At 72.9% G+C, this 24,906-nt stretch carries 23 protein-coding genes, 1 pseudogene and 1 riboswitch; of the genes and pseudogenes, 12 read left to right on the top strand and 12 right to left on the bottom strand.

The window, feature by feature from the left end:
• Positions 1-16 precede the first annotated feature (16 nt).
• Entirely contained in the window at positions 17-937 is a 921-nt protein-coding gene (locus ACWDUZ_RS21915; protein ID WP_451633464.1) for an aminoglycoside phosphotransferase family protein, read from the bottom strand.
• Positions 938-947: 10 nt separating this feature from the next.
• Here ACWDUZ_RS21915 and ACWDUZ_RS21910 point away from each other — a divergent pair, with 10 nt between their 5' ends.
• Positions 948-1,649 (top strand): rhomboid-like protein, encoded by a 702-nt coding sequence (locus ACWDUZ_RS21910; RefSeq protein ID WP_451633463.1) that lies wholly within the window; start codon positions 948-950, stop codon positions 1,647-1,649.
• Positions 1,646-3,064: an NAD(P)/FAD-dependent oxidoreductase gene (locus tag ACWDUZ_RS21905; protein ID WP_451633462.1), complete on the top strand. Its 1,419-nt coding sequence runs from the start codon at positions 1,646-1,648 to the stop codon at positions 3,062-3,064. Before ACWDUZ_RS21910 ends, ACWDUZ_RS21905 begins: the two co-directional genes overlap by 4 nt.
• A 57-nt stretch (positions 3,065-3,121) precedes the next feature.
• Here the strand turns inward: ACWDUZ_RS21905 and ACWDUZ_RS21900 are convergent, their stop codons facing one another.
• Positions 3,122-4,699, bottom strand: a complete 1,578-nt coding sequence (locus tag ACWDUZ_RS21900; protein ID WP_451633461.1) for an MFS transporter — start codon at positions 4,697-4,699, stop codon at positions 3,122-3,124.
• Positions 4,700-4,737: 38 nt separating this feature from the next.
• Positions 4,738-5,919, bottom strand: coding sequence for an NAD(P)-binding protein (locus ACWDUZ_RS21895; protein ID WP_451633460.1), 1,182 nt, complete (start codon positions 5,917-5,919; stop codon positions 4,738-4,740).
• A gap of 137 nt (positions 5,920-6,056) precedes the next feature.
• On the opposite strand from ACWDUZ_RS21895, the gene ACWDUZ_RS21890 reads away from it, so the two are divergent.
• Together ACWDUZ_RS21890 and ACWDUZ_RS21885 are read left to right on the top strand one after the other, a co-directional pair.
• On the top strand, positions 6,057-6,746 hold the full coding sequence (locus ACWDUZ_RS21890; protein WP_451633459.1) for a pentapeptide repeat-containing protein: 690 nt from the start codon (positions 6,057-6,059) through the stop codon (positions 6,744-6,746).
• Positions 6,747-6,751: 5 nt separating this feature from the next.
• Positions 6,752-7,390 (top strand): hypothetical protein, encoded by a 639-nt coding sequence (locus tag ACWDUZ_RS21885; protein WP_451633458.1) that lies wholly within the window; start codon positions 6,752-6,754, stop codon positions 7,388-7,390.
• A gap of 58 nt (positions 7,391-7,448) precedes the next feature.
• Here the strand turns inward: ACWDUZ_RS21885 and ACWDUZ_RS21880 are convergent, their stop codons facing one another.
• Positions 7,449-7,949, bottom strand: coding sequence for a hypothetical protein (locus tag ACWDUZ_RS21880; RefSeq protein WP_451633479.1), 501 nt, complete (start codon positions 7,947-7,949; stop codon positions 7,449-7,451).
• Between the two features lie 41 nt (positions 7,950-7,990).
• Here ACWDUZ_RS21880 and ACWDUZ_RS21875 point away from each other — a divergent pair.
• Positions 7,991-9,401, top strand: a pseudogene (locus ACWDUZ_RS21875) (M1 family metallopeptidase).
• Between the two features lie 162 nt (positions 9,402-9,563).
• On the opposite strand, the gene ACWDUZ_RS21870 reads toward ACWDUZ_RS21875, so the two are convergent.
• Both ACWDUZ_RS21870 and ACWDUZ_RS21865 read right to left on the bottom strand, forming a co-directional pair.
• Positions 9,564-10,094: a GNAT family N-acetyltransferase gene (locus tag ACWDUZ_RS21870; RefSeq protein ID WP_451633457.1), complete on the bottom strand. Its 531-nt coding sequence runs from the start codon at positions 10,092-10,094 to the stop codon at positions 9,564-9,566.
• A gap of 133 nt (positions 10,095-10,227) precedes the next feature.
• Positions 10,228-10,803 (bottom strand): TerD family protein, encoded by a 576-nt coding sequence (locus ACWDUZ_RS21865; protein ID WP_030164923.1) that lies wholly within the window; start codon positions 10,801-10,803, stop codon positions 10,228-10,230.
• A 175-nt stretch (positions 10,804-10,978) separates the two neighbouring features.
• On the opposite strand from ACWDUZ_RS21865, the gene arfB reads away from it, so the two are divergent.
• Positions 10,979-11,416, top strand: a complete 438-nt coding sequence (arfB, locus tag ACWDUZ_RS21860) for an alternative ribosome rescue aminoacyl-tRNA hydrolase ArfB (protein ID WP_451633456.1) — start codon at positions 10,979-10,981, stop codon at positions 11,414-11,416.
• A gap of 142 nt (positions 11,417-11,558) precedes the next feature.
• On the opposite strand, the gene ACWDUZ_RS21855 is transcribed toward arfB, so the two are convergent.
• Positions 11,559-12,155: a flavin reductase family protein gene (locus ACWDUZ_RS21855; protein ID WP_451633455.1), complete on the bottom strand. Its 597-nt coding sequence runs from the start codon at positions 12,153-12,155 to the stop codon at positions 11,559-11,561.
• 380 nt (positions 12,156-12,535) lie between these two features.
• Between ACWDUZ_RS21855 and cdgB the strand changes: the two genes are divergently transcribed.
• Both cdgB and ACWDUZ_RS21845 read left to right on the top strand, forming a co-directional pair.
• Entirely contained in the window at positions 12,536-14,191 is a 1,656-nt protein-coding gene (gene cdgB, locus ACWDUZ_RS21850; protein WP_451633454.1) for a diguanylate cyclase CdgB, read from the top strand.
• 119 nt (positions 14,192-14,310) lie between these two features.
• Entirely contained in the window at positions 14,311-15,291 is a 981-nt protein-coding gene (locus ACWDUZ_RS21845) for a carbohydrate-binding protein (RefSeq protein ID WP_451633453.1), read from the top strand.
• 4 nt (positions 15,292-15,295) lie between these two features.
• On the opposite strand, the gene ACWDUZ_RS21840 is transcribed toward ACWDUZ_RS21845, so the two are convergent.
• The 3 genes from ACWDUZ_RS21840 to ACWDUZ_RS21830 all read right to left on the bottom strand — a co-directional run bounded on the left by ACWDUZ_RS21840 (position 15,296) and on the right by ACWDUZ_RS21830 (position 18,496).
• On the bottom strand, positions 15,296-16,225 hold the full coding sequence (locus ACWDUZ_RS21840) for a 1-phosphofructokinase family hexose kinase (RefSeq protein WP_451633452.1): 930 nt from the start codon (positions 16,223-16,225) through the stop codon (positions 15,296-15,298).
• Between the two features lie 185 nt (positions 16,226-16,410).
• Positions 16,411-17,553, bottom strand: coding sequence for an N-acetylglucosamine-6-phosphate deacetylase (gene nagA / locus ACWDUZ_RS21835; RefSeq protein ID WP_451633451.1), 1,143 nt, complete (start codon positions 17,551-17,553; stop codon positions 16,411-16,413).
• Positions 17,554-17,560: 7 nt separating this feature from the next.
• The gene (locus tag ACWDUZ_RS21830) at positions 17,561-18,496 is read right to left on the bottom strand and encodes an ROK family protein (RefSeq protein WP_451633450.1); all 936 of its coding nucleotides are present in this window, start codon (positions 18,494-18,496) and stop codon (positions 17,561-17,563) included.
• A gap of 108 nt (positions 18,497-18,604) precedes the next feature.
• Here ACWDUZ_RS21830 and ACWDUZ_RS21825 point away from each other — a divergent pair, with 108 nt between their 5' ends.
• From ACWDUZ_RS21825 to otsB, 3 genes are read left to right on the top strand one after another with little or no spacing between them, the layout of a single operon-like run.
• The gene (locus tag ACWDUZ_RS21825) at positions 18,605-19,921 is read left to right on the top strand and encodes an ABC transporter substrate-binding protein (protein ID WP_451633449.1); all 1,317 of its coding nucleotides are present in this window, start codon (positions 18,605-18,607) and stop codon (positions 19,919-19,921) included.
• Between the two features lie 52 nt (positions 19,922-19,973).
• Positions 19,974-20,234, top strand: coding sequence for a DUF3263 domain-containing protein (locus ACWDUZ_RS21820; protein WP_451633448.1), 261 nt, complete (start codon positions 19,974-19,976; stop codon positions 20,232-20,234).
• Between the two features lie 36 nt (positions 20,235-20,270).
• Positions 20,271-21,143 (top strand): trehalose-phosphatase, encoded by an 873-nt coding sequence (otsB, locus tag ACWDUZ_RS21815; protein ID WP_451633447.1) that lies wholly within the window; start codon positions 20,271-20,273, stop codon positions 21,141-21,143.
• Positions 21,144-21,294: 151 nt separating this feature from the next.
• Here the strand turns inward: otsB and ACWDUZ_RS21810 are convergent, their stop codons facing one another.
• The gene (locus ACWDUZ_RS21810) at positions 21,295-22,731 is read right to left on the bottom strand and encodes an alpha,alpha-trehalose-phosphate synthase (UDP-forming) (RefSeq protein WP_451633446.1); all 1,437 of its coding nucleotides are present in this window, start codon (positions 22,729-22,731) and stop codon (positions 21,295-21,297) included.
• 172 nt (positions 22,732-22,903) lie between these two features.
• On the opposite strand from ACWDUZ_RS21810, the gene ACWDUZ_RS21805 reads away from it, so the two are divergent.
• Entirely contained in the window at positions 22,904-23,575 is a 672-nt protein-coding gene (locus tag ACWDUZ_RS21805) for a hypothetical protein (protein WP_451633445.1), read from the top strand.
• Between the two features lie 26 nt (positions 23,576-23,601).
• On the opposite strand, the gene ACWDUZ_RS21800 is transcribed toward ACWDUZ_RS21805, so the two are convergent.
• Complete coding sequence (locus ACWDUZ_RS21800; protein ID WP_451633444.1) at positions 23,602-24,564, bottom strand: glucosyl-3-phosphoglycerate synthase; 963 nt, start codon at positions 24,562-24,564, stop codon at positions 23,602-23,604.
• 201 nt (positions 24,565-24,765) lie between these two features.
• Positions 24,766-24,906, top strand: a riboswitch (SAM riboswitch).

Here is a 24,906-nt window from a genome sequence, read left to right as displayed (position 1 = left end):
GGTGCGTACGGGAGCATCAGGCGCGCAGGGCGCGGCCGATCTCCAGGTCCGTGGCCCGCAGGGGCCGGCCGTCCTCGAGCTCCCACAGGCAGTTCTGGAGCACCCGGCCCAGCGTCCAGGCGCGGGCCCGCTCCCGGTCCAGCCCCAGCGCGCCGGTCAGCGCGTCGAAGCGACGGACGGTCTCGGCGGGGTCGTAGCGGTTCCACAGCGCCGGGAACAGTTCGAAACCGGGGTCGCCGGCCAGCGGCTTGGGGTCGATGGCCAGCCAGGGTTGCCCGGGTCCACGCCGGTCGCCCCCGGCCTCCCGCCCGGCGGCGAGGACGTTGTCGTAGTGCAGGTCCCAGTGCAGCAGCCGGTCGCCCGGTTCCGGCAGGACCTCCCGTACCGCCGCCGCGCAGTCCGCGATCAGCCGGCGGTCGGCGGGGTCCGGAACCCGCGCGAGGGCGCGCGGCGCCTCTTCCGGCATGCTCCGCGCGATGTCACCCAGTCGCCGTATCCCCGCCGGGGCGGCCACGGAGGTCAGCCGGGCCAGCAGATCGCCGATGATCGCGACGGCCTCGCGGGTGTCCGGCAGGTGCGTCAGCGCACGGGAGGAGTCCAGCCGCTCCAGCAGCAGTGTGCCGGTGGGCTCGTCGTGCTCCAGCAGCCGTACGGCCCCGTCGCCGTCCCACACCCGCAGCGCGACCGGCTCACCCGCGCTCTCCTCGTCCGGGAGCTGGAGCTTGAGCGCGGCCGGTGTGCCATCGGCGCGGACCACCGGAAGGACCAGCGCGCACACCCCGTACATCGGCCGGCCGTCGACGCGCAGCCCCCACCGCCGCAGGAAACCCTCCGCCCGCCGCGGCAGGCCGGCGACGAACGCCCGGCCCGCCGCCCCGTTGAATCTCTCCTGGGAAGCGGCGAGCTCGGCGGGCACCTCGATCACCTTCCCGACCATACTTGCGCGTGTGGACGGGGTCATCCGGTTTCGGCACGGGCTCCGGGCGGCGGCGGGGTCCGTCCGGAGGTACGTCCGCAGTGCCCCGGGCACGTACGTCTGGCTGCTGATCCTGTTCCTCACCACCGTGGCCCTGCACCGCATGTCGCCGGAGTTCGAGCAGGACTTCCTGCGGCAGCGTTCGACGAACCTCCATGAGCTGTCGGACAACCCGGTGCGGGTGCTGTTCGCCAGCGCGATGTGGATCCCGAGCGGCCGGTGGGTGCCGTACGTGCCCCTGTACACGGTCTTCCACGCGCAGGTCGAGCGCTGGCTGGGCACCCTGCGCTGGCTGCTGGTGTGCGCGGCCGCGCATGTGCTGGCCACGCTGATCAGCGAGGGTGCGCTGCTGTGGGCGATCCGGCGCGGCATGGCGCCGGAGTCGGCCGTCAACACGCTCGACGTGGGCGTGAGTTACGCCTTCGCGGGGGTGGTGGGGGTGCTGGCCCACCGGTTCCCGCGTCCCTGGCGGAACCTGTACGCCGCCGCCGTGCTCGTCTACTCCGGGGTGCCGCTGCTGACCGGGCGCACCTTCACCGACCTCGGGCACTTCACCTCCGTACTGATCGGACTGGCCTGCTTCCCGCTGGTCCCGGGCCGCGGACGAGCGCGGAAAAGCACGGAATCCGAAGGAGACACCGGCGGCTCCCAGCGGTTAACGTCCCGCTCATGAGCAGCTCGGCAAGTGCCGCGGGCGACGGCATCGTGAACGGCGGCATCTCCTTCTGGTTCGCGGACGACGGCCTCCCGGCGGCGCGGGAGCCGCTGACCGGGGACGCGAGCGCCGACGTGGTGGTCGTCGGGGGCGGGTACACAGGGCTGTGGACGGCGTACTACCTGAAGAAGGCGGCGCCCTTCCTGCGGATCACCGTCCTGGAGCAGAAGTTCTGCGGCTACGGCGCCTCCGGCCGCAACGGCGGCTGGCTCTACAACGGCGTCGCCGGCCGCGACCGGTACGCGAGGCTGCACGGTCACGAGGCCGCCGTACGCCTCCAGCGGGCCATGAACGACACCGTGGACGAGGTGATCCGGGTCGCCGCCGAGGAGGGTGTCGAGGCGGACGTCCACAAGGGCGGCGTGCTCGAAGTGGCCCGCACCCCGGCCCAGCTGGCCCGCCTGAAAACCTTCCACGAGCACGAGCTGGGGTACGGCGAGAAGGACCGCGAGCTGTACGGCGCCCGGGAGACCGCCGAGCGGATCCGGGTCGCCGACGCGGTGGGCTCCACCTGGACCCCGCACGGCGCCCGGCTGAATCCGGCGAAGCTGGTCAAGGGCCTCGCGGCGGTCGTGGAGGCGCTCGGGGTGACCATCCACGAGGCGACACCGGTCACGGAGATCCGCCCCCGACACGCGGTCACCCCGTACGGCACCGTCCGCGCCCCCTACGTGCTGCGCTGCACCGAGGGCTTCACGGCCTCTCTCAAGGGCCGGCGGCGCACCTGGCTGCCGATGAACTCCTCGATGATCGCGACCGAGCCGCTGAGCGACGAGCAGTGGGAGGCGATCGGCTGGTCGGGCCGGGAGACGCTCGGCGACATGGCGCACGCCTACATGTACGCCCAGCGCACCGCCGACGGCCGGATCGCCCTCGGCGGGCGCGGAGTGCCGTACCGCTTCGGCTCGCGCACCGACAACGACGGCCGCACCCAGCGGGAGACCGTCCAGGCGCTGCGGGACGTCCTCCTCGGCTTCTTCCCCGCTCTGGCCGGGGTGCGGATCGCGCACGCCTGGTCCGGGGTCCTCGGGGTGCCGCGCGACTGGTGCGCGACCGTCACCCTGGACCGTACGACGGGCCTGGGCTGGGCGGGCGGCTACGTCGGCTCGGGCGTGGCCACCGCCAACCTCGCCGCCCGCACCCTGCGCGACCTGGTCCAGCAGGACTCCGGGCAGGGCGGCCGCACCGCGCTGACCGACCTGCCCTGGGTGAACCACAAGGTGCGCCGGTGGGAGCCGGAACCGCTGCGCTGGCTGGGGGTGCAGGGAATGTACGCCGCCTATCGCACGGCCGACCGCCGCGAGGCGCTCACCCACAGCGCCGGCTCCTCCCGGCTGGCCCGGATCGCCGACCGCGTGGCCGGACGTCACTGACGCCCGGCCACGTCCCCGCCGGCGAGACCCGGACCCCTTGAGGGTGCCCGGCGCCGGTCAGACCACCGACTCCGGTACGCCCTCCCGCCCCGGACGCGTGCGCCCGGGTGCCCGCGCGTTCACCATCAGGCCCGCGACCAGACCGGCCAGGAGCAGGACGGCGGCGGCCCACCAGATGGCGACCGTGTAGCCGTGCACCACACCCTCCGGGACCACCCGGGCCCGGTCCGCCGGGCTGTGCAGGTGGGCGGTGACGTACGCGGCGCCGCTGGTCGTGGCGACGGTGTTGAGCAGGGCGGTCCCGATCGAACCGCCCACCTGCTGCGAGGTGTTCACCGTCGCCGAGGTCACACCCGAGTCCCGGTCGGCGACGCCCGCGGTCGCGGTGGCGAACACGGGCATGAAGGTCAGGCCCATGCCCAGGCCCATCAGCAGCAGCGCCGGCAGCAGCTCGGAGGTGTAGTGCGAGGCGACCGTCAGCCGGGTCAGAAGCAGCATGCCGCCCGCCGCCAGGACCATGCCGGGGACCATGAGGGCGCGCGGAGCCACGCGGTGCAGCAGCCGGGCCGAGATCTGCGTGGAGCCGACGACGATCGCCGCGGTCAGCGGCAGGAAGGCCAGACCCGTCCGCAGCGGCGAGTAGCCGAGGATGCCCTGGAGGTAGTAGGTCATGAACAGGAACAGTCCGAACATGCCGATGACGGCCAGCAGCATGGTCAGGAAGCAGCCGGCCCGGTTGCGCTCTCGGATCACATGCGGCGGCAGCAGCGGCTTCGGTGCTCGGGTCTGCCAGGTCACGAACGCCGCGAGCAGAAGCACTCCCGCCGCGAACAGGGCCAGTACCAGCGGGTCGGTCCAGCCGCGCGGCTCGGCCTCGCTGAACCCGTAGACGACAGCGACCAGTCCGCCGCAGCCCAGCACGGCGCCCGGCACGTCCAGGCGGGCGGCCGGGTCGCCCGGCCGGTCGTGCAGCAGGGCGAACGCGCCGAGCACCGCGACGGCCGCGATGGGCACATTGACGTACAGGCACCAGCGCCAGGTCAGATACTCGGTGAGCAGGCCGCCGACGATGAAGCCGATCGCCGAGCCGCTGCCCGCGAGGGCGCCGTAGATGCCGAACGCCTTCCCACGTTCTCGCGGATCGGTGAACGCCGTGGTCAGCAGGGAGAGGGCGGACGGGGCGAGCACGGCGGCGAAGGCGCCCTGCAGCGCGCGGGCCCCGAAGAGCATGCCCGAGGACGTGGCGCCGCCGCCGAGCGCGGAGGCGGCGGCGAAGCCGGCGAGCCCGATCACGAACGTCCGCCTGCGGCCCACCAGGTCGGCGATCCGGCCGCCCAGCAGGAGCAGCCCGCCGAAGGCGAGTGTGTAGGCGGTGATCACCCACTGACGGTTGCCGTCGGAGATGCGCAGCGCGTGCTGCGCGGAGGGGAGCGCGATGTTCACGATGGTCGCGTCCAGGACGACCATCAACTGCGCGAGCGCGATCACGACGAGGGCCCACCAGCGGTGGGCGTCGGCGGTCCGGGCGTGCCGGGGAGGGTGGGCCGCGTGTGGGTGCGGCGGGCCGGCACGGCCTCCCCGGTGCCGGTGCAGCAGGTGTTGGGGGGTGGGCTCACCTTTTCGGGTGATACTCATGCCGCCAGAAGACCACGAAATAGGGCGAACCGCATATCTCATGCCTGCTTGAGGTCGAGTCGGCCCCGGCGGCGGCCGAGGCCGGACCGGCCCAGGGCGAGGCTGACGGCGGTGAGGGCGGCGGCGAAGGAGACCTCCGAGAGGACGCCGGGGGCGGCGACCTGGTCGCCGACCAGGTAGACGCCGTCGCCGCGGTCGATGGCCGGGCGGTCGCGCCAGCTGGTGCCGGGCGGGTCCACGGCCCCGGTACGGCCGCTCGCGACCGCTTCCCGCCGCCAGGTCACCCGTTCCCGCCAGCCGGGAAAGCCCAGGTCGAGCAGTTCCTCGGCGCGGGCGATGCCGTCGGCGCGCGACTCGTGGGGGGCGAGCGGGACCTGGCCCTGGATCAACTGCTCACCGGCCGGGGCGAGGGTGCGGTCCTGCGCGGTGAAGCGTTCGATCCAGCCGGGCGCGTCCAGGTCGGAGACGGCGAACGCGTCGCCGCGGCGCGTGCGCACCGCCAGGTCGATCAGGGCGGTACGGCCGCTGGGCCAGGTCAGCGAGTCGTCGCCGAGGAGCCGGCGGGCGGCGGCCAGGGAGGTGGCGACGACGACGGGGGTGTCGGTGGGCAGCGTGTCGACGCGGGACAGGGTCTCCATCCGCACGCCCAGGTTCCAGGCGCGGGCGGCCATCCGGTCGATCACGCTCGCCCAGCCGCCGCGCGGGTAATGCGCCTCCGGCGGCAGCTTGGTGGCGCGGCGCAGCCGCTCCTGCACGAAGGCGGCCGACAGGGCGCCCGGGTCGTGGTGGAACAGGGCGACCGCACTGTAGTGGGCGGCCGCGCGGGCCCCTTCTTCGCCCGCGATGCCGGTCGCCCAGGGCAAGAAGTCGGTGTCCACGGGCGCCTGCGGCAGGCCGCGGCGCAGCAGCTTGAGCACCGCGAAGGGCGGGGTGCGGCGCAGTGCCCCCTGGTACCGCAGCCGGAGCCGGGTGGCCTCCAGCGGCGGCAGCTGGCCGAGCGGCCCGATGAGGTCGCGCCGGCGGAGCCAGGCCCAGTGCGGGCCGCCGTTGTAGAGGGCGTGCGGGCCGTCGTTCGTCCGGTACGGTCCCTGGGCCGTCCGGGCCCGTCCGCCCAGCGTGTGGTGGGCCTCGTGGACGGTGACGTCGGCGCCCGCTTCGGCGGCGGAGATCGCCGCGGTCAATCCGGCGAGGCCGCCGCCGATGACGGTGATGCGGTGCATGGGTGGGGTTCTCCCTCTGGTCGGTTCCGGTCGCTTGCGCCTTCGTCGGCTACGACGCCCCGAGACCCCGGTTTGTGACATCGCCTGTGTTCGCGCAGGTCGATCGCGTTGTCAGTGGTGGGGTGCAGCATGGGGCCATGGCGAGGACAACGAGCGGCGGGACGGGCGGACGCGGTGCGGCGAGGGCCGCGCGGCGGCCGGAGGTGCGACTGCCCGCGCTGGAGGCGTACGGCGGCGGGGCGCTGTCACCGGACGGGGACTACGACGGGCTGGAGTTCCGGGACACGGACTTCGCCGGGCAGGACGGTGCGGGCGCCCGGTTCATGGACTGCGCGCTGCGGGGCTGCGCGCTGGACGACGCGTCACTGCGTCACGCGCGCCTGCTCGACTCCGTGCTCACCGGCGTGCGGGGCGTGGGCACCGACCTCGCGGAGTCGACGCTGCGCGACGTGGAGCTGGCCGACGCCCGCCTCGGCGGGACCCAGCTGCACGGCGCCGTGCTGGAACGGGTGTGGATCCGGGGCGGCAAGATCGACTACCTGAACCTGCGGAAGGCGAAGCTGCGGGACGTCGTCTTCGAGGGCTGCGTCCTTGTCGAGCCGGACTTCGCGGGGGCCCGGCTGGAGCGGGTCGAGTTCCTGGACTGCGCTCTGAAGGGCGTGGACCTCAGCGCCGTGACGCTCTCGGACGTGGATCTGCGAGGGGCCGCGCCGCTGGAGATCGCGGCCGGCGTGGACCGGCTGGCGGGAGCGGTGATCAGCACCGGCCAGCTGCTCGACCTGGCCCCGGTCCTGGCGGCGAAGCTGGGGCTTCGCGTGGAGGGGTGACGTCCATGGGTTCCTTCTACGGCAACGTACTGGTGGCGCGGGCGTGCGAGGCGGTCGTGCCGCTGCTGGACGGCCAGGGTGTCAGGGGGTACGTGCTGCCCGCCGGGCCGGAGCACACGGTGATCCACCCGGATCCGGAAACGGCGGGGCTCGACCTCGCCGGACCGCTGAGCAAGCTGCTCGGGGCGCCCGCGCTGGGCATGTACCTCTTCGACTCCGACGTCCTCATGATGACGCTGTACGAGAACGGCGACCTGCGCCACTCCTACGACTCCTTCCCCGGCTACTTCGACGAGCCGGAGGACGACGGAGAGGATCCGCCGGGCGTCGAGCAGCCGTTCGAGTGGCCCGAGCCGACGGGCGCCGACCCGGACGCCTTCCTGTCCCTCGCCGCCGGCCCCGTGGACCTGGCGGCGCTGGAGTCGGTCCTGCGGTGCATACCGATCGACCCGGAGGACGGGGAGGACGGACGGTATGTGTTCGCCGACGCGCAGCACTTCGACGCGATGGACTGCCTGCGCCTGAACGCTCCGCGCCTGACCATCGGCTACCGCTACCTCTCGCAGGGCGAACTGCCGTACGGGACGACGGCCGACGACGTGATCCTGCTCGGCGGGGCCCAACGGCCCACCGCGCGGACCTGAGATCCCGCGGACCGGCCGGGCCGGTCTCGCGGCTCACGGCTCGCGGCAGCGTCCCGGCTCAGGGCAGGCGGGGGAAGCGGGCCTGGAGGGTCCAGATCGCCGGGTTCTCGGCCAGGTCGTCGTGCAGGTCCGTCAGGTCGGCGATCAGGTCGTGCAGGAAGTCGCGGGCCTCGCGGCGCAGTTCGGAGTGGGAGAAGGTGAGCGGGGGCTCCTCGGCCGGCATCCAGTCGGCCTCGATGTCCACCCAGCCGAAGCGGCGCTCGAAGAGCATGCGGTCGGTGGACTCGGTGAAGTCCAGTTCCGCCCGCTGCGGCCGCGCCGCCCGCGAGCCGGCCGGGTCCCGGTCCAGCCGCTCCACGATGTCGCACAGCGCCCAGGCGAAGTCGAGCACCGGCACCCAGCCCCAGGCCGTGGCGACCTCCCGGTCCGTCTCGGTGTCGGCCAGGTACACGTCGCCGCAGAACAGGTCGTGGCGCAGGGCGTGGACGTCCACGCGGCGGTAGTCCGTCTGCGGCGGGTCGGGGAAGCGGTTGGAGAGGGCGTAGCCGATGTCGAGCACGTAGCCGATGGTGTCATGGCCCGCCGCATAAGATCGCACATGTGTACCGATCCGTACGGGTTGCCCGGGCCGTCACCGCCACCACCGCCGTCCTCGCTCTCGCGCTGACCGCCTGCGACGGCGGCGTCCACGGCACTCCGGGCGGCTCGGGCGTGCGCGACGCCTACTTCCCCAAGGCGGGCCAACGGCGGGTACGACGTCACCCACTACGGCCTCACCCTCGCCTACGACCCGGACCACCGCCGGCTCACCGGCACGGCCCGGATCACGGCCCGAGCCACCAAGGACCTCTCCGCCTTCGACCTCGACCTCGAGGGGCTGACGGTGCGGGACGTGACCGTCGAGGGACGGCGCGCCCGATTCCAGCGCGCGGGCCAGGAGCTGACCGTCCGCCCGCACGGCGAACTGTCCGAGGGCGAGACGTTCGGCGTGACGGTCCGCTACTCCGGCACCCCGCGGACCCTCACCGATGCCGACGGCAGCGAGGAGGGCTGGCTGTACTCCGCCGACGGCGCGCTGGCCCTCGGCGAACCGGTCGGATCGATGGCCTGGTTCCCCGGCAACGACCATCCCTCGGACAAGGCCGCGTACGACGTCGCCGTCACCGTGCCCAAGGGGCTCCAGGCCGTCTCCAACGGCGAGTTGCAGTCCACGACGACCGACGGGGACCGCACGACGTACCGCTGGCACACCGCCGAGCCGATGGCGAGCTACCTCGCCATGGTCGCGATCGGCCACTACCGGATCACTCGCTCGGTGCTGAAGGGCCACCTGCCGGTGTACTCCGCCGTGGACCCGAGCCAGGAGGCGGCGAGCCGCACGGTGCTCGCGCAGCTCCCCGAGATCCTCGAGTGGTCGCAGGACAACTTCGGTCCGTACCCCTTCTCCTCCACCGGCGTGGTCGTCGGGCGCGGCGAGGACGCCGGCTACGCCCTGGAGACCCAGACCCGACCCGTCTTCCCCGGCGCCCCCGACACCGGCACCCTCGTGCACGAACTGGCCCACCAGTGGTACGGCGACTCCGTCACCCCGGCGTCGTGGCGGGACATGTGGCTCAACGAGGGCTTCGCGACGTACGCGGAGTGGCTGTGGGAGGAGGACCACGGCGGCCCCAGCGCGCAGCAGACCTTCGACGCGCTCTACCGGGGCGAGGACGAGAACGTGGCTCCCGAGGAGCTGTGGGCCTTTCCGCCGGCCGGACCGAGCGACGCCGCGCACATCTCCGCCCACCCGGTCTACGAACGCGGCGCGATGGTCCTGCACAAGATCCGTCAGAAGGCCGGCGACGACGCCTTCTACGAGATCATCCAGGGCTGGGCCGCCGCCCACCGCCACGGCAACGCCACCACCGCCGACTTCACCGCCTACGTCGAGAAGAAGGTCCCGGCGAAGGACTTCGGCGAGATATGGAAGGACTGGCTGCTCGGCGACGGCAGACCGGCCCACCCCTGAGCCGGGCCCGCAGCCGTCACACCCGCCGCAGGTCCCGCCGCAGCGCCGCAGGGGCGGCCCACACGGCCCGTGCGTGTCTCAGCCGCGGCTCCCGGAGGCCGGCGGAGTCGGGCGGCGGGCCGCCGGTGGCGAAGGTCTCCAGCAAATCCGGCCGCGGCGCGGTCAGGCCGACTCGGGTCGGCCCAGTTCCTTGCGCAACACCGCACAGGGGCGGTGCAGTTCCCGGTCCGGCCGGTGGTCGATGACCTCGTAGCCGAGGGCCGTCCAGAAGGCGAGGGCGCGCGGGTTGTTCTCCAGCACGGCGAGGCGCACGGCGGTGCGGCCCGCGGCGCGGAAGCGGTCCTCGATCACGCCCGCCAGCCGCTTGCCGTGGCCTTGTCGTCGAGCCGTCGCGTCGACCATCAGCAGTCCGATCCACGGGTCCGGGTCGGCCGGGTCGGGGTGGTGGGCGAGAGTGATCGCGACGGCCACCGGACGGCCCTCGCTGCGGGCCAGCAGCACCTCCGCGTCCGGGTTGGCCAGATCGTCCGCCAGGGCGGCCGCCACCTGTTCCGGGCGGATGTCGTCCGGGTCCGGGAACTCGCCGCTGAGGGCGTGGAAGTCGCGATCGGACGCGTACAGCGCGGTGAGTTCGGTCAGCAGTTCGCCGGGCAGGCCGTGGTCCGGGGGGAGGGACAGGGACTCGATGATCACCCGCGCAACGTATCGCGGACCGTGCGGACGGGCGAGGCGTTCGGGCGCCCTCGTGGGAGGAGACGGGCGTGGGTACGGAGCGGGGCCCCGGCCTTTCGAAGGCCGGGGCCCCGCCGCCGCACATGGGCCGGTGTCAGACGTTGACGCCGAAGTCCTGGGCGATGCCCACCAGGCCCGAGGCGTAGCCCTGGCCGACCGCGCGGAACTTCCACTCCGCGCCGTTGCGGTACAGCTCGCCGAAGACCATGGCCGTCTCGGTGGCCGCGTCCTCCGAGAGGTCGTAGCGGGCGATCTCCGCGCCGCCGGCCTGGTTGACGATGCGGATGTAGGCGTTGCGGACCTGGCCGAAGTTCTGGCTGCGGTTCTCGGCGTCGTAGATCGAGACCGGGAAGACGACCTTGTCGATGTCGGCCGGGAGCGCGGCGAGGTTGACGTTGATCGCCTCGTCGTCGCCGGAGCCCTCGCCGGTGCGGTTGTCACCGGTGTGGACGATGGTGTTGTCCGGGGTCTGCTTGTTGTTGAAGAACACGAAGTGGGCGTCGGAGTACACCTTGCCCTGCGCGTTCACCGCGATCGCGGAGGCGTCCAGGTCGAAGTCCGTGCCGGTGGTCGTGCGGACGTCCCAGCCGAGGCCCACGGTGACGGCGGTCAGGCCCGGGGCCTCCTTGGTGAGCGAAACGTTGCCGCCCTTGGACAGGCTTACAGCCATGGTGGGGGAGTCCCTTCCCTCGTTGCGTGTGCGGATGAAGCTACCGCCACCCTAGGAACGCCGAGAGGGGTCCCCATGGTTCCGGATGTCTTTACCTTTTTTACCAAGCCGGTTCGAACGTCCCCCGGGCGGCCCCGTGAAAATCCGGTGACGTGACCGGGACGGGCGCGGGAACATGGACGGCATGTCCGGTCCCTATGTCATCCGCGGCTCCGTCGCGCTCCCCGAGGCCGAACTGGCCTGGCGCTTCTCGCGGTCCTCGGGGCCCGGCGGACAGCACGTCAACACCAGCGACACGCAGGTCGAACTGCGTTTCGACCTGGCGAACACCGAGTCCCTGCCCGAGGTGTGGAAGCAGCGCGCCCTGGACCGGCTGGCGGGCCGGCTCGTGGACGGGGTGGTCACCGTCCGCGCATCCGAGCACCGTTCCCAGTGGCGCAACCGCGAGGCCGCCGCCGTGCGGCTCGCCGCCCTGCTCGCCGAGGCGACCGCGCCCCCGCCCAGGACCCGCAGACCGACCCGTATCCCGCGCGGCATCAACGAGCGCCGCCTGCGGGAGAAGAAGCAGCGGTCGGAGACCAAGCGCGGCCGCTCCGGACGGGACTGGACTTGACGTGCTCCCTGGCCTGAAGTCGACAGCCTCGAGGGCGTCGTAGAAGCCCTGCGGACCGTCCGGCCCAGGCGCCGGATCATCCCCGTGGGCTCGCCCGACGCATCGGCCCGTCCCCCGTGGGATCGCCGCGTGCCCCGCCGGCTCACCTCAGTTGCCGGTACCTTCCCCGGAAGTACATCAGCGGGCCGCCGTCGGCGCTGGGGAGGCGGGCCGTGAGGACCCGGCCGACGACCAGGGTGTGGTCGCCGGCCGGCACCCGCTGCTCGGTGCGCAGTTCCAGGGTGGCCAGGGCGCCGCCCACCAGCGGGGCGCCGGAGACCTCGCCGCGGACGTAGGGGATGTCCTCGAACAGCAGCCGGTCGCTGATACGGCCCTTCATGGCGAAGCGGCCGGCGATGTGGCGCTGGCTCTCCGTCAGCACCGACACCGCCCACAGGGGCTGCTCGGCGAGCAGATCGTCCATGCGGCAACCCTCGCGCAGGCTGACCAGCACCAGCGGGGGGTCCAGCGACACCGAGACGAACGCCGTGGCGGTCATCCCCACGTCCTCGCCCCCGGGTGCCAGCGGATCGTCCGGGTCCAGCGGCGGTTCCTGCGCGGTCACCAGGACCACGCCCGCGGCCAGCCGGGTCATCGCGGCCCGGAACTCGTCGTTGCTCACCCCCTCAGCATGCCCGGCGGCGGTGACCGTGGCAGAGGCGGACGGCGAGGAGGACGGCGAGGGGAAGGTGTTCAGCACGCACCCCACGCTAATCACCGGCTCACGGCCCCCGCATCGGGCCTTGGCCCGAGCCCGGACCTAGGACCCGAGGACCACCGGAAGCCGGTGCCCGGTCTCTTTCCGCAGGGTGGAAGCTTCGATTCCAGCCCGCCCGGCAGGGCGCTGGTGCATCATGTGCACACACCCACAAAGTTTGCGTTCGGTAAACGTGCAGGGAAAATGCGGAAACTGCGCTCAATTGCTCACGTTCGGCTGTGACTTGAGTCACAAGAGGCTCGAATTGTTGACCCTGTGTACCGGGTGGGCTTCGCGCTGTGATTCAGTGGCGGAGACCGCACGGAACGATACGCCGAAGAGAACCCTTTGACGCACTGCGAGGTATCGGGGGGAGGGCGAGCATGGAGACCGAGTCGGAGCCCTACGTCCGTCTTGCGACCCTGCGACAACTGCACCAGGTCATGGCGGACATGAACACCGCACGAAGCCTGGCGGACACGCTGCAGACCGTCGCCGACGGCGTTGTGACCGGCCTCGGCTACGAGCTCGCGTGCGTCAACCTCGTGCGCTCCGACGGCGACCTCGTGGTGGCCGCGTTCTCCGGCAACCCCGCCGCCGAGGCCCTGATCACCGGCCGGGTCGGCTCCCGCGTGTCCTGGGAGCGCCGGCTGAACATGGGCGAGCAGTGGGGCGACCTGGTGTTCATACCCCACACCGAGGGCTGGGTCCTCGACGACGACGACGTCCCGCAGTGGTACACCGACGGGCCCGCCCCGCGCTTCGAGGACGAGTGGCACCCCTCCGACCGGCTCTTCGCGCCCATGTACTCGCCCGGCGGCCCCGGCGGCTCGGGCGAGCTGCTCGGCGTGCTCTCCGTGGACCGCCCGCGCAACGGCCGCCGCCCCGGCGCCTGGGGCCGCGAGGCTTTGCAGGTGTACGCGTTCCAGGCGGCCATCGCGATCAGCAACGCCCGGCTGCGCGCCAACATGCAGCGCGCCCTGGTCCGCCTGGAGCGTGAACAGCAGGCCCTGCGCGCCAGCGAGGAGAGCTTCCGCCAGGCGTTCGAGTACGCCCCCTCCGGCATGGCCATCGCCGAGATGGGCGGCGACCAGCACGGCCGGATCCTGCGCACCAACGACGCCCTGTGCCGGCTGCTCGGCCGTCCCGCCTCCGCGATGCGCCGCTACTCCTTCTCCGACCTGGTCCACCCCGAGGACATCGGCACACTGCTGCGGACCTCCGCCGAGGGCGGGCGGGCGGAGCTGCGCCTGGCCCGCCGCGACGGCACCTACGTCTGGGTGTCCCTGCGCAACTCCGTGGTCGCCGACGCCGCCGACGGGCCCCGCTTCCTGCTCACCCACGTCGAGGACATCGAGGAGCGCAAGCGCCGCGAGCTGCATCTCGCGCACCGCGCCTCCCACGACTCCCTCACCGGCCTGCCGAACTCCGCCGAACTGCGCTCCCGGCTCTCGGCCCGCCTGTGCCGTCGCCCCCAGTCGGCCGGCGAGCTGGACTCGCTGGACGCCGCCCACGGCCACCCCGCCTACGCCGCCGGCGGCAGCGGTCACGGCTTCGACTTCGCGCCCGGCCCCGCGGCCTACGACGCCTACGACCACCATGTGCACATCGTCGCCCCCGAGAACGACCGGGACGACGGCACCAAGGGGCTCGCGGTGCTCTTCTGCGACCTCGACGGCTTCAAGTCGATCAACGACCGGTTCGGGCACAACGCGGGCGACGCGGTCCTCATCGAGGTGGCCCGGCGGCTGTCGAACGGCGTGCGCGACGGCGACACGGTCGCCCGGCTCGGCGGCGACGAGTTCGTGATCCTCGCCGACGGGCTCGGCCGGGCCGACGCCCAGGACCTCGCCGTACGGCTGCGCAACGAGATCATCCAGCCGATCCGCGCCGAGGGCCGCGCCGTCCGGGTCGGTGCCAGCTTCGGCATCGGCTGGGCACATTGCGGCATGACGGCGGACGAAGTTCTGAAGTCCGCCGACGAACGGATGTACGTCGAGAAACGATCTCGTCCCAAACAACATCGCCGAGCGGGATGATCCGCAGGTCAGCGACTTGATACCGGTTGAGTCACCTGTTTGGGGCCACGGGAGCGGGTAGGCTCGCCATCCTGACGACGTACTGCACCCGACCCGCACCTGTTGAGGAGTACCTAGGGATGACGCCCGGCAACAACGGCGCGAGCACGCCCGAGGACGACGACCCGTTCGGCTACCTCTACGCCGACGGTCAGGCCAACGGAGCCCAGCCGCCGTCCGGCGGTTACGGCTACCCGAACTCGGTCAGCCGGGTCCGCACGGTCGGCCAGCGGCAGTACGGCCAGCAGCCCCCCACGGCGCCCTACGGCCAGGTCCCGCAGCAGCAGGGCCAGCAGGGCCAGCAGGGCTACGGTCAGCAGCAGGGCGCGTACGGCCAGCCGAGCGCCCACTACGCCGCGCCCGAGACCCTTCCCGGTGGCGCCCCGCCCGCCGGTCGCCGGCCCGCCCAGGGCGGCGGCACCGGCCGCCGCGGGCCGAACACCAAGGGCCTGCTGATCGGCGCCGTCGCCGTGGTCGCCGCCGTCGTCATCGGCATCAGCGTGGCCATGCTCGGCGACAAGGGCGACGACAAGGGCGGCGACAAGGCCGGCGGCGCCACGCCCGCGGCCTCCCAGAGCTCCCAGCCGTCCCCGTCCGCCAGCAGCAGCGTCGCGCCGGACGGCGAGCTGCCGAAGATCGACGCCAAGGCCCTGCTGCTGGGCGGCGGCGCCACCACCGCCTCCGACGTCAAGGGCGCCCAGGCCGACGGCGGCGTCTACGTGACGAACTTCAACAACGTCGGAGCCTCGGTCACCTGGACCGTCAACGGCATCCCCGAGGACGGCAAGTACACCGTCTTCGTCGGCTACGGCGTCCCCGGCAAGGACGGCACCGCCACCCTCACCGTGAACGGCACGGCGTCCACCACACCCGTCAACCTGAAGAACTACGCGGGTGCCCCCGCGGGCGACTACGAGAAGGGCTGGACCCACACCTTCAACTACGTCCAGCTCAACAAGGGCACGAACACCATCAAGATCTCGTGCGAGCAGGGCAACCAGTGCGACGCCAACCTCGATCAGCTCTGGCTGAAGAAGGGATGGGTCAAGTCCGGGGACTGACCCCTCAGGCCGCGGTGGCCTCTCCGGTCACCGCCACCCGTTCCAGCAGCTCCACGTAGGCCGTGCGGTCGAACTCGCCGGCCGCCTCGGACAGCACCGTCGCCGTGGACAGGGCGACCGCGCGGGCCAGCCGGTCCGGCCAGGGCAGGTGCTCCACCAGGCCGGAGAGCAGGCCCGCCACCGCCGAGTCACCGGCGCCGGTCGGGTTGCCGTGGACACGTGCGGGCGGGACGGCCCGCCACAGGCCCTCCGCCGTGTGCGCCAGGAGGCCGTCGACGCCCAGGGAGGCGACGACCGCGCGGGCGCCGCGCCGGCGGGCGGCCTGAGTGGCGCGCAGCGGCTCGTGCGCGCCGGTGAGTTCGGCCAGTTCGTCGGCGTTCGGCTTGATGATGTCGGGGCGGGCCGCTATACCGCGTCGCAGGGCCTCGCCGCTGGTGTCCAGCAGCACGGGCACGTCCGCGGCGCGCGCGGTGCGCACCAGGCCGGCGTAGGCGCCCACCGGCAGTCCGGGCGGCAGGCTGCCGCACAGCGCGACCGCCGAGACCGAGCCGAGCAGATCCTCGTAGACGTCCTGGAAGGCGGACCACTCGGGCGGGGTGATGACCGGGCCCGGCTCGTTGAGCTGGGTGGTGTCGCCGGTGCGCTCGTCGACGACCGCGACCGTGCGCCGGGTCGTGCCGGACACCGGGACCAGCGCGTCCACCACACCGGGCGTCGCCGCGAGCCGCTCGTGCACCTCGCGCCCGGTGGGGCCGCCCGCGAAGCCGGTGACGGTCACCTGGTGACCGAGGGCGGCCAGCACCCGGGCCACGTTGACGCCCTTGCCGCCGGGCCGCTCGGTCACCTCCGTCACCCGGTGGGAGACGTGGGGCTTCAAGGACGGCACCCGATAGGTGATGTCGAGAGCGGTGTTCAGCGTGACCGTGAGGATCACGTGGGCCGGACCTCCCCCGAGTAGGTGCGCCTGTCACGGCGTACGCACGCCTGTCATGACCTCCCGGACGTCCGCCGGGACTTCGATCATGCCAAACGGACGGCGCACCGCCCAGCCCTCGGACCGGCCATCCGGCCGACGGCCGGCCGGAGGGCGTCCGAAGGCCGGGGCGCAGGCCGGACGGATCAGCCCAGTCGGGGATCGACCACCCATTCGCCGCGCCGCATCACGCCCTTGAGCGCGAAGTCCTCGTCCAGCAGCACCAGATCCGCGTCCTTGCCGGGCTCCAGGGAGCCCACCCGGTCGTCCATCCCGAGCAGCCGGGCCGGATTGGCGGACAGGGCCCGTACGACGTCCTCGACCGGCAGCCGGTCGACCGTCACCGCACGCCGGAACGCCCGGTCCAGGGTGAGCGTCGAACCCGCGATCGAGCCGCCCTCCACCAGCCGCGCCACGCCGTCCGCGACCTCGACCTCCAGCGGGCCGAGCATGTAGCGGCCGTCACCGTTGCCGGCGGCGTCCATGGCGTCGGTGATGAACGCGACCCGGGCCGCGCCCGCGTGGTGGAACGCCAGCTCCAGAGCGGCCGGGTGCAGGTGCACCCCGTCGTTGATCAGCTCCACCGTGACCCGCTCGTCCTCCAGCAGCGCCGCGATCGGGCCGGGCGCGCGGTGACCGAGCGTCGGCATCGCGTTGAACAGGTGGGTGGCGACGGTGGCCCCGGCGTCGATCGCCTCCACCGTCTGCTCGTAGTCGGCGTCCGTGTGCCCGATCGCCGCGATCACCCCCTGGTCGGCGAGCATCCGCACGGAGTCGAGGCCGCCGGGCAGTTCGGTGGCGAGCGTCACCATCTTCGCCTGCCCGCGGGCGGCGTCGATCAGCTTGCGCACGTCGGCGGGGTCCGGGTGGCGCAGCAGCGCCTCGGAGTGCGCGCCCTTGCGGCACGGCGAGATGAACGGCCCCTCGAAGTGGATGCCCGCGATCTCGCCCTGCTCGGCCAGCTCAGACAGCAGCCCCGCCTGCTTGGCGAGGACGCCCATGTCGTCGGTGACGGTGGAGGCCACGACGGTGGTGGTGCCGTGCCGCCGGTGGGCGTGCACGGCGGTCAGCGCGTCCTCGGCCGAACCGGAGAAGGAGGCCCCGCCCCCGCCGTGGTTGTGGATGTCGACGAAGCCGGGGACCAGCCAGTGCCCGGAGACGTCGAGGGTCTCGGCGTCCGCGGGGGCCCTGTCGGCGATCCGGGTGCCGTCGACGATCACACGGCCGCCGTCCGCGGTCCCGATGGGCAGTACCACCCGGGCTCCGGTGAGAACCTTGCTAGGGGCCATCAGCTGGCTACCTCCGGGAAGTCGTAGAAGCGTTGAGGAGATCCCAGGCGAGGAGCCCCGCGCCCAGGCATCCGGCGGTGTCCCCCAGGGCCGCGGGGACGATCGACGGCGGTTTCTGGAAGGTGACCCGCCGCCGGACGGCCTCCCGCAGCGGAGCGAACAGGGTCTCCCCCGCTTCGGCGAGCCCGCCGCCGATGATCAGCGTCCCCGGGTCCAGCAGGGTGAGCGCGGTGACCAGCCCGTCGGCGAGCGCGTCCACCGCCTCCTGCCAGACCTTCTGGGCGCGGGCGTCACCGGACGAGACCGCCTTGGCACAGTCCGCCGCGTCCGAGTCCGGGCCCCCGCACGCCTCGGCCCAGGCCTGGCTGACCGCAGAGGCGGACGCGTACCGCTCCAGACAGCCGCGCTGACCGCACGGGCACGGGGTGCCCCCGGGGCGCACGACGATGTGGCCGATCTCGCCGGCGAAGCCGTGCGCGCCAGCCTCCACCCGGCCGTCGATGCCGATGGCGCCCGCGATCCCGGTGCCCAGCGGTACGAAGAAGAACCGGTCGGCGCCCTGGCCCGCGCCGATCCGGCCCTCGGCGAGACCGCCGGTGCGCACGTCGTGACCGAGCGCGACCGGGGTGCCGAGCCGCTCGGCGAGCAGGTCGCGCAGGGGTACGTCGCGCCAGCCGAGGTTGGCGGCGAAGGCGGCGATGCCGCGTTCCTCGTCGACGATGCCGGGCACGGCGACGCCGGCGGCGGCCGAGGGCTCGCCGAAGCGCTCGGCGCCGTACGCGCGCAGCTCGGCGGCGAAGCCGAGGATTCCCTCGACGACGGCGTCGGGTCCGCGTTCCCGGCCGGTCGGGCGGCGCGCCTGGTGGAGGAGGTCGCCCTCCGCGCCGACCAGTGCGGCCTTCATCCCGGTGCCGCCCACATCGAGAGCGATGACGTGTCTCACGGAGAACAGTGTGGCCCGTCGACCCGCAAGAGGTCTAGTCCACTCACGTGGTGTAGACCTGTCGTGTCCGCATGGTGAACACGACAAGGGTTGGGGCTGAACACAGCAGTGCAGCGGCGTAGGACAGGAATGATCGCGGTGGTGTCCGCGCTGGGCATGACGACGGTCCTCGGCGGCTGCGGAAGCAACGGCTCCTCGGACGTGACCCTCGAGCTGGTCGCGGCCGACTACGGCAACTCTCCGGCCAACACCTCGCAGAAGTACTGGGACCGGCTGGCCAAGGACTACGAGTCCCGGCACCCCGGTGTGAAGGTCCAGGTCAGCGTGTACTCCTGGACCGACGTCGACCGCAAGGTCAAGGAGATGGTCGACGCCGGCGACCCGCCGGACATGGCGCAGATCGGCGCCTACGCCGACTACGCCGACCAGGGGCTGCTCTACAAGGCAGACGACCTGCTCTCCATCCCCGTCCAGGCCGACTTCCTCGGCCAGCTCTCCGAGGCCGGACAGGTTCGGCACGTCCAGTACGGCATCCCGTTCGCGGCCTCCACCCGGGTGCTCTTCTACAACAAGACGCTCTTCGACCAGGCCCACCTCACCCCGCCCCACACCTGGGACCAGCTCGCCGCCGACGCCGAGGCGCTGAAGGCCAGGGGCGTGACGTACCCGTACGCGCTGCCGCTGGGGCCCGAGGAGGCGCAGGCGGAGACCATGTTGTGGCTGCTGAGCGGCGGCTCCGGCTACACCGACGACATCGGCACCTACACCCTCAACTCCCCGCAGAACACCGAGACCTTCACCTGGCTCAAGGACGAACTGGTCGGCAAGGGCCTGACCGGCCCCGTCGCCCCCGGCAAGCTCGATCGCGCGGACGCCTTCGCCGCCTTCGCCAAGGGCGACGTCGGCATGCTCAACGGCCACCCCACGCTGATGCAGCAGGCCGCGAAGAACGGCGTGAAGTTCGGCATGGTCCCGATGCCCGGTCGCAACGGCACGCCCAAGTCCACCATGGGCGTCACCGACTGGATGATGGCCTTCAAGAAGAACGGCCACAAGGACCAGGTCGGCGACTTCCTCGACTTCGTCTACAGCGAGAAGAACGTCCTCGACTTCTCCCGCGAGTACGACCTGCTGCCCGTCACCACCTCCGCCTCCGACGCGATGGCCGCCGCCCAGCAGGACAAGGCTCTGTGGCCGTTCCTGGAGGAGCTGCCGCTCGCGCAGCTCTATCCGGTCGGCAAGACGTCCTGGGCCGGGATCAGCGCGGACATCAAGAAGCAGATCGGCCGGACGGTGAGCCCCGGAGGCGACCCCACCGCGGTTCTGAACCGGCTCCAGGAGAAGGCGTCGGAGGAGGAGAGCGCGGAGAGCGGGCGGACCGCGCGAGGCGCGGACGACGCGGGCAGCGCGGAGAACGCGGGCTAGCGGGACCGCCGGGCCGGGCCTCGTTGTCCGTGGCAGGAGCTACGGTGCACCCATGGACGACGCGGGCGACGAGCGGGAGGGGCCGGCGAGGAGCCTGGACCGCAGGGAACGGGACATCCTCGCCCTGGAGCGACGCGGCTTCGCCGGCCCCGGCGCGAAGGAGCGCGCCATACGCGAGGAGCTGGGCCTGTCACCCGTTCGCTACTACCAGCTGCTCAACGCGCTCCTCGACGACACCCGTGCCCTGGCGCACGACCCGGTGACGGTGAACCGGCTGCGCCGGGTGCGCGAGGCGCGCCGGTCGGAACGCTGAGGAGTGGCCGCGGCCCGCGGTGGATAGGTTCGGCACATGGGCAGCCAGGACAGTCACCAGACGAACCCGACCGACGCCGGCCACTCCCTGCCGACCCCCGCCACACGGGCCGGAAGGGACGGACTGGCCGCGCTGCTGGCGCACCCGGAGAAGGCGGTGATCGCCCTCGACTTCGACGGCACGCTGGCCCCGATCGTGGCCGACCCGGACCAGGCCCGCGCGCACCCGGAGGCGGTGCCCGCGCTCGCCGCGCTCGCGCCGAAGGTGGCCGCCGTCGCGGTGGTCACCGGCCGCCCGGCCGGCGTCGCGGTCCGCCACGGCGGCTTCGCCGGCGTACCCGGCCTGGAGCATCTCGTCGTCCTCGGCCACTACGGCGCCGAACGCTGGGAGGCCGCCACCGGCAGGCTCACCGCACCGGCCCCGCATCCGGGAGTGGCCGCCGTGCGTGCCGAGCTGCCGGGCTTCCTCGACCGGATCGGCGCCTGGCACGGCACCTGGACCGAGGAGAAGGGCCGCTCCCTCGCGGTCCACACCCGCCGCGCGGACGACCCCCGGGCCGCGTACGAGCTGCTCCGCGAGCCCCTGGCGGAGCTGGCCGCCCGCCACGGCCTGATCGTCGAACCGGGCCGCATGGTCCTCGAACTGCGCCCGCCGGGCATGGACAAGGGCGTGGCCCTGTCGGACTACGTCCGCGCCCTGGGCGCCACCTCGGTCCTCTACGCGGGCGACGACCTCGGCGACCTCCCCGCCTTCGCCGCGGTCGACAAGCTACGCTCCGACGGAGTGCCCGGCGTGCTGGTGTGCAGCGGCAGCGCGGAGGTCACCGAACTGGCCGAGCGGGCGGACCTGGTGGTGGACGGCCCGGCGGGCGTGGTGGCGCTGCTGCGGACACTGGCGGCGTGGCTGTAGGACCCGCGGGCGGCCGTGCGAAGCCGCGGCCCGCGGGCGGCCGTGCCACGCGCCCTGCGGGCCGTCGTGCGGCAGGGCGGCTCGGGTGGGCGCCGGTCCCCTGCGGGGAGCCCCCGAGCGGGCAGGCGCACCCACCCCACAGCACCCCCGCCTACCCCAGTCGGTCCAACTCCCGCAGCTGATCCAGGAACCACTGGGCCGGCGGCAACGCGGTCGCCGCCGCGGCCAGCCGCTTCGTCCGCTCCGCACGCTCCGCCCCCGGCATGCTCAACGCCTGGTGCAGCGCCTGCGCCGTCCCCACCACGTCGAACGGATTCACGGCCACCGCGTCCTCCCCCAGCTCCTCGTACGCCCCCGCCTCCCGCGACAGCACCAGCGCGCACCCGGAGTCCGAGACGACCGGCACCTCCTTGGCGACCAGGTTCATCCCGTCCCGGATCGGGTTGACCAGCGCCACGTCCGCGATCCGGTACGCCGCCAGCGACCGCGCGAAGTCGTCCTCGACGTGCAGCACGACCGGCCGCCACCCGGCGGTCCCGTACCGCCCGTTGATCTCGTCCGCGAGCCGCCGCACCTCCGCCGTGTAGTGCCGGTACACGGCGAGGTCCTGCCGCGAGGGGTAGGCGAACGCGAGATGCACCACCCGTTCGCGCCACTCCGGGTGGTGCTCCAGCAGCTGCCGGTACGCCAGCAGGCCCCGCACGATGTTCTTCGACAGCTCCGTACGGTCCACCCGCACGATCGTCCGGCGCGGGCCGCCGTCCGGGGCCGCGCCGATCTCCTCGCGCAGCGCCGCCATCCACTCGAAGACGTCCGCCCGGTGCGAGCGCTCCCGCAGGAACTCGGCGTCCGCGCCCAGCCCGTGCACCCCGACCCGGGTGTCCCCGAGCCCGCCCACGAGCGCCTCGCAGCACCCGGTGAACGCGTCCGCCCACCGCCGGGTGAGGAAGCCCAGCCGGTCGGCGCCCAGCATGCCGCGCAGCACCTGCCCGGCGACGTCGTCGGGCAGCATCCGGAAGTAGTCCGCCGGGGCCCACGGCGTGTGCGAGAAGTGACCGATGCGTACATCCGGCCGGAGGTCGCGCAGCATCCCCGGCACCAGGGTCAGGTGGTAGTCCTGCACCACCACGGCCGCGCCCTCGGCCGCCTCCTGGGCCAGCGCCTCGGCGAAGGCCCGGTTGTAGGCCTCGTAGGACGCCCACCGGCGCCGGAACTCCTGGTCGAAGACGGGCTCAAGCGGCGTCTGGTACAGCATGTGGTGGACGAACCACAGCACCGAGTTGGCGATGCCGTTGTAGGCGTCGGAGAACACCTTCGGGTCGATGTCCAGCATCCGCACCCGCTGTCCGCCGGTCGCCTCCGACGGCAGTCGGCGTTCACACGCGTAGCGGCGTACGGCCTCCCGGTCGGCGTCGTTCAGCGCGGCGCACACCCATACCGCGCCCGCGTCCGGTCCGATCGCGGACAGCCCGGACACCAGTCCTCCGCCTCCGCGTCGGGCCTGGAGCGAGCCGTCCTCGCTGATCCCGTACGAAACCGGCCCGCGATTGGACGCGACCAGCACCTCGGCACCGTGCGTTGCAGCCATGGTCCTCAACCTAGCCCGCCCCTGGAACGCTCAAACGTGGCCGGGGATCACTCGGCACGGATCCCGCCGCCGAAGACTTGTGAAGAACATGTGATGGACATGAGGATGTTGGGTGTCTTCTGGTGATCTCCGTCCGGGCAGGGTGCCGGACGGTCCGTGAGGGGTGGGGTTCGTGCATTTCATACGCGTGCGCCGGTTCGGCCCGGTGCTGCTCCTGGCCGGCGCGCTGGTGCTGGCCGGCTGCGACGACGGTGACTCCGGGACGCCGAAGGCGGCACGTTCGGCCCCGGCGACCGCGGCCGCCGGAGCGCAGCAGTCCGAGGAGCCGGCGAGCACGGAGCCCGCGAGCCCCACCCCTACCCCGACGCCCACCCCCACCCCGACGCCGACCCCCACGCTGCGCGACTACACCGGCGCCCGCATCGGCACGGCCATCGCCGCCGCCAAGGCGAGCGGCGTCGGCTACGTCGTCCGGCTCCAGGGCACCGGCCGCCGGGCCTCGTCCTGGAGAGCGAGCGAGAAGGTCTGCGACCAGCGCGCCCACGCCGGCGAAGTGACGTTCACCCTGGCCCGCGACGGTCGCGACTGCGCCGGCCGGCTGCTGTACACCCCGGCGCCCACGCCGACCGCCTCCACCGCCCACGGCGGCGGGGGAAGCGGCGGCAGCGGTGGCGGCGGCACGGCCTGCGCGATCACCAGCCCGGCCGGCAACTGCTACGCCGACGGCCAGTTCTGCGCCCAGCGCCACCACGGCATGAGCACCTACGGCAAGGGCGGCGAGTACCTGACCTGCGAGCGGGACGCGGCGGGCCGCTGGCGCTGGTCGGACGGTGTCGCCGGCTGACGGCCGGGCCCCGGCCGAACCCGCGCTCAGGCCACCTTCCGGGTGGCGTACTCCGCGATCTCGTTCATCGGCGGGCGCTCCTCGGTGTCCACCGAGTACGTGCGCGGCTCGAAGCCGTCCTCACCGCGCTCGAACTGGGTGAGGGCGGGGCGGATCAGATGGCCGCGGGCCAGGCGCAGCTGGGCGGTGCGGTAGATCGCGGCGGCCATCCGGCCGAGCGCCTGGCCGTCCTGGTGGCGGTGCTTGCGTACGCCCACGTCGACCTGCGCGAGGGCGTCCAGGCCGACCAGGTGCAGCGCGTCGACCAGCATGCCCAGCTCGACGCCGTAGCCGACGGGGAACGGCAGCTGTTCGAGCAGGGAGCGGCGGGCGGCGTACTCGCCGCCGAGCGGCTGCACGAAGCCGGCCAGCTGCGGCCAGTGCATGTTGAGCAGCGGGCGGGCCATCAGCTCCGTGACCCGGCCGCCCTGCCCGGTCGGGGCGCCGCCGGTGCCCGGCACGGTCAGCGGACGGTCGTACATCGCCTTGACCAGGTGCACGTCCGGGTCGGTGAGCAGCGGGCCCACGATCCCGGTGACGAAGTCGGAGGAGAACTCCCTCAGGTCGGCGTCGACGAAGCAGATGACGTCCCCTCGGGTGACCAGCAGGGAGCGCCACAGCACCTCGCCCTTGCCGGGGACGGCCGGGATGCGGGGGAGTACGGCGTCGCGGTGCACGACCCGGGCGCCCGCGGCGGCGGCCCGCTCGGCGGTGCGGTCGGTGGAGCCGGAGTCGACGACGACGATCTCGTCCACGAGCGGCGCCCGCACCACCAGGTCCCGGCGGACGGCGGCGACGATGTCGCCGACCGTCTCCTCCTCGTTCAGCGCGGGCAGCACCACACTGATGGAGGAACCGGTCGCGCGTTTTGCGGCCAGGAGTGTCTGGAGCGGGCGATCGGTCACGGACCAGGAGCGCGTGCTCAGCCAGCGCTCGACTTCTTCCAGCACGATCGACGGCTCCTCACTCCTGCTCGGCTCGCTGGCCGGGACCGGCGGTGTCCGGATCGCGGCGTGGATCACATCTTCGTGTGATCCGTCTCGCGGTTCGGACGTCCCCCTCTCACTGTCCCGGCCGTCGGTTACAGTCTTGAACAACGCGGATGACCATCGCATGCCGGGGGTCATCACCCGCGACTCACAACCGAATACCGCTCATCCAGAGGGGCAGAGGGACACGGCCCGACGAAGCCCCGGCAACCCCCCTGAGCCGGACTCGTCTCCGCGAGGCGCCAGGCCAGGGAAGGTGCCAATTCCGTCTCACGGCGAGATGCGTCGTGAGGAAGATGAGGA

The sequence above is a fragment of the Streptomyces sp. NPDC003393 genome, assembly GCF_053589015.1.
The sequence above is the reverse complement of the archived record's forward strand: the minus strand, read 5'-3'. Positions and strand labels throughout refer to the sequence as shown.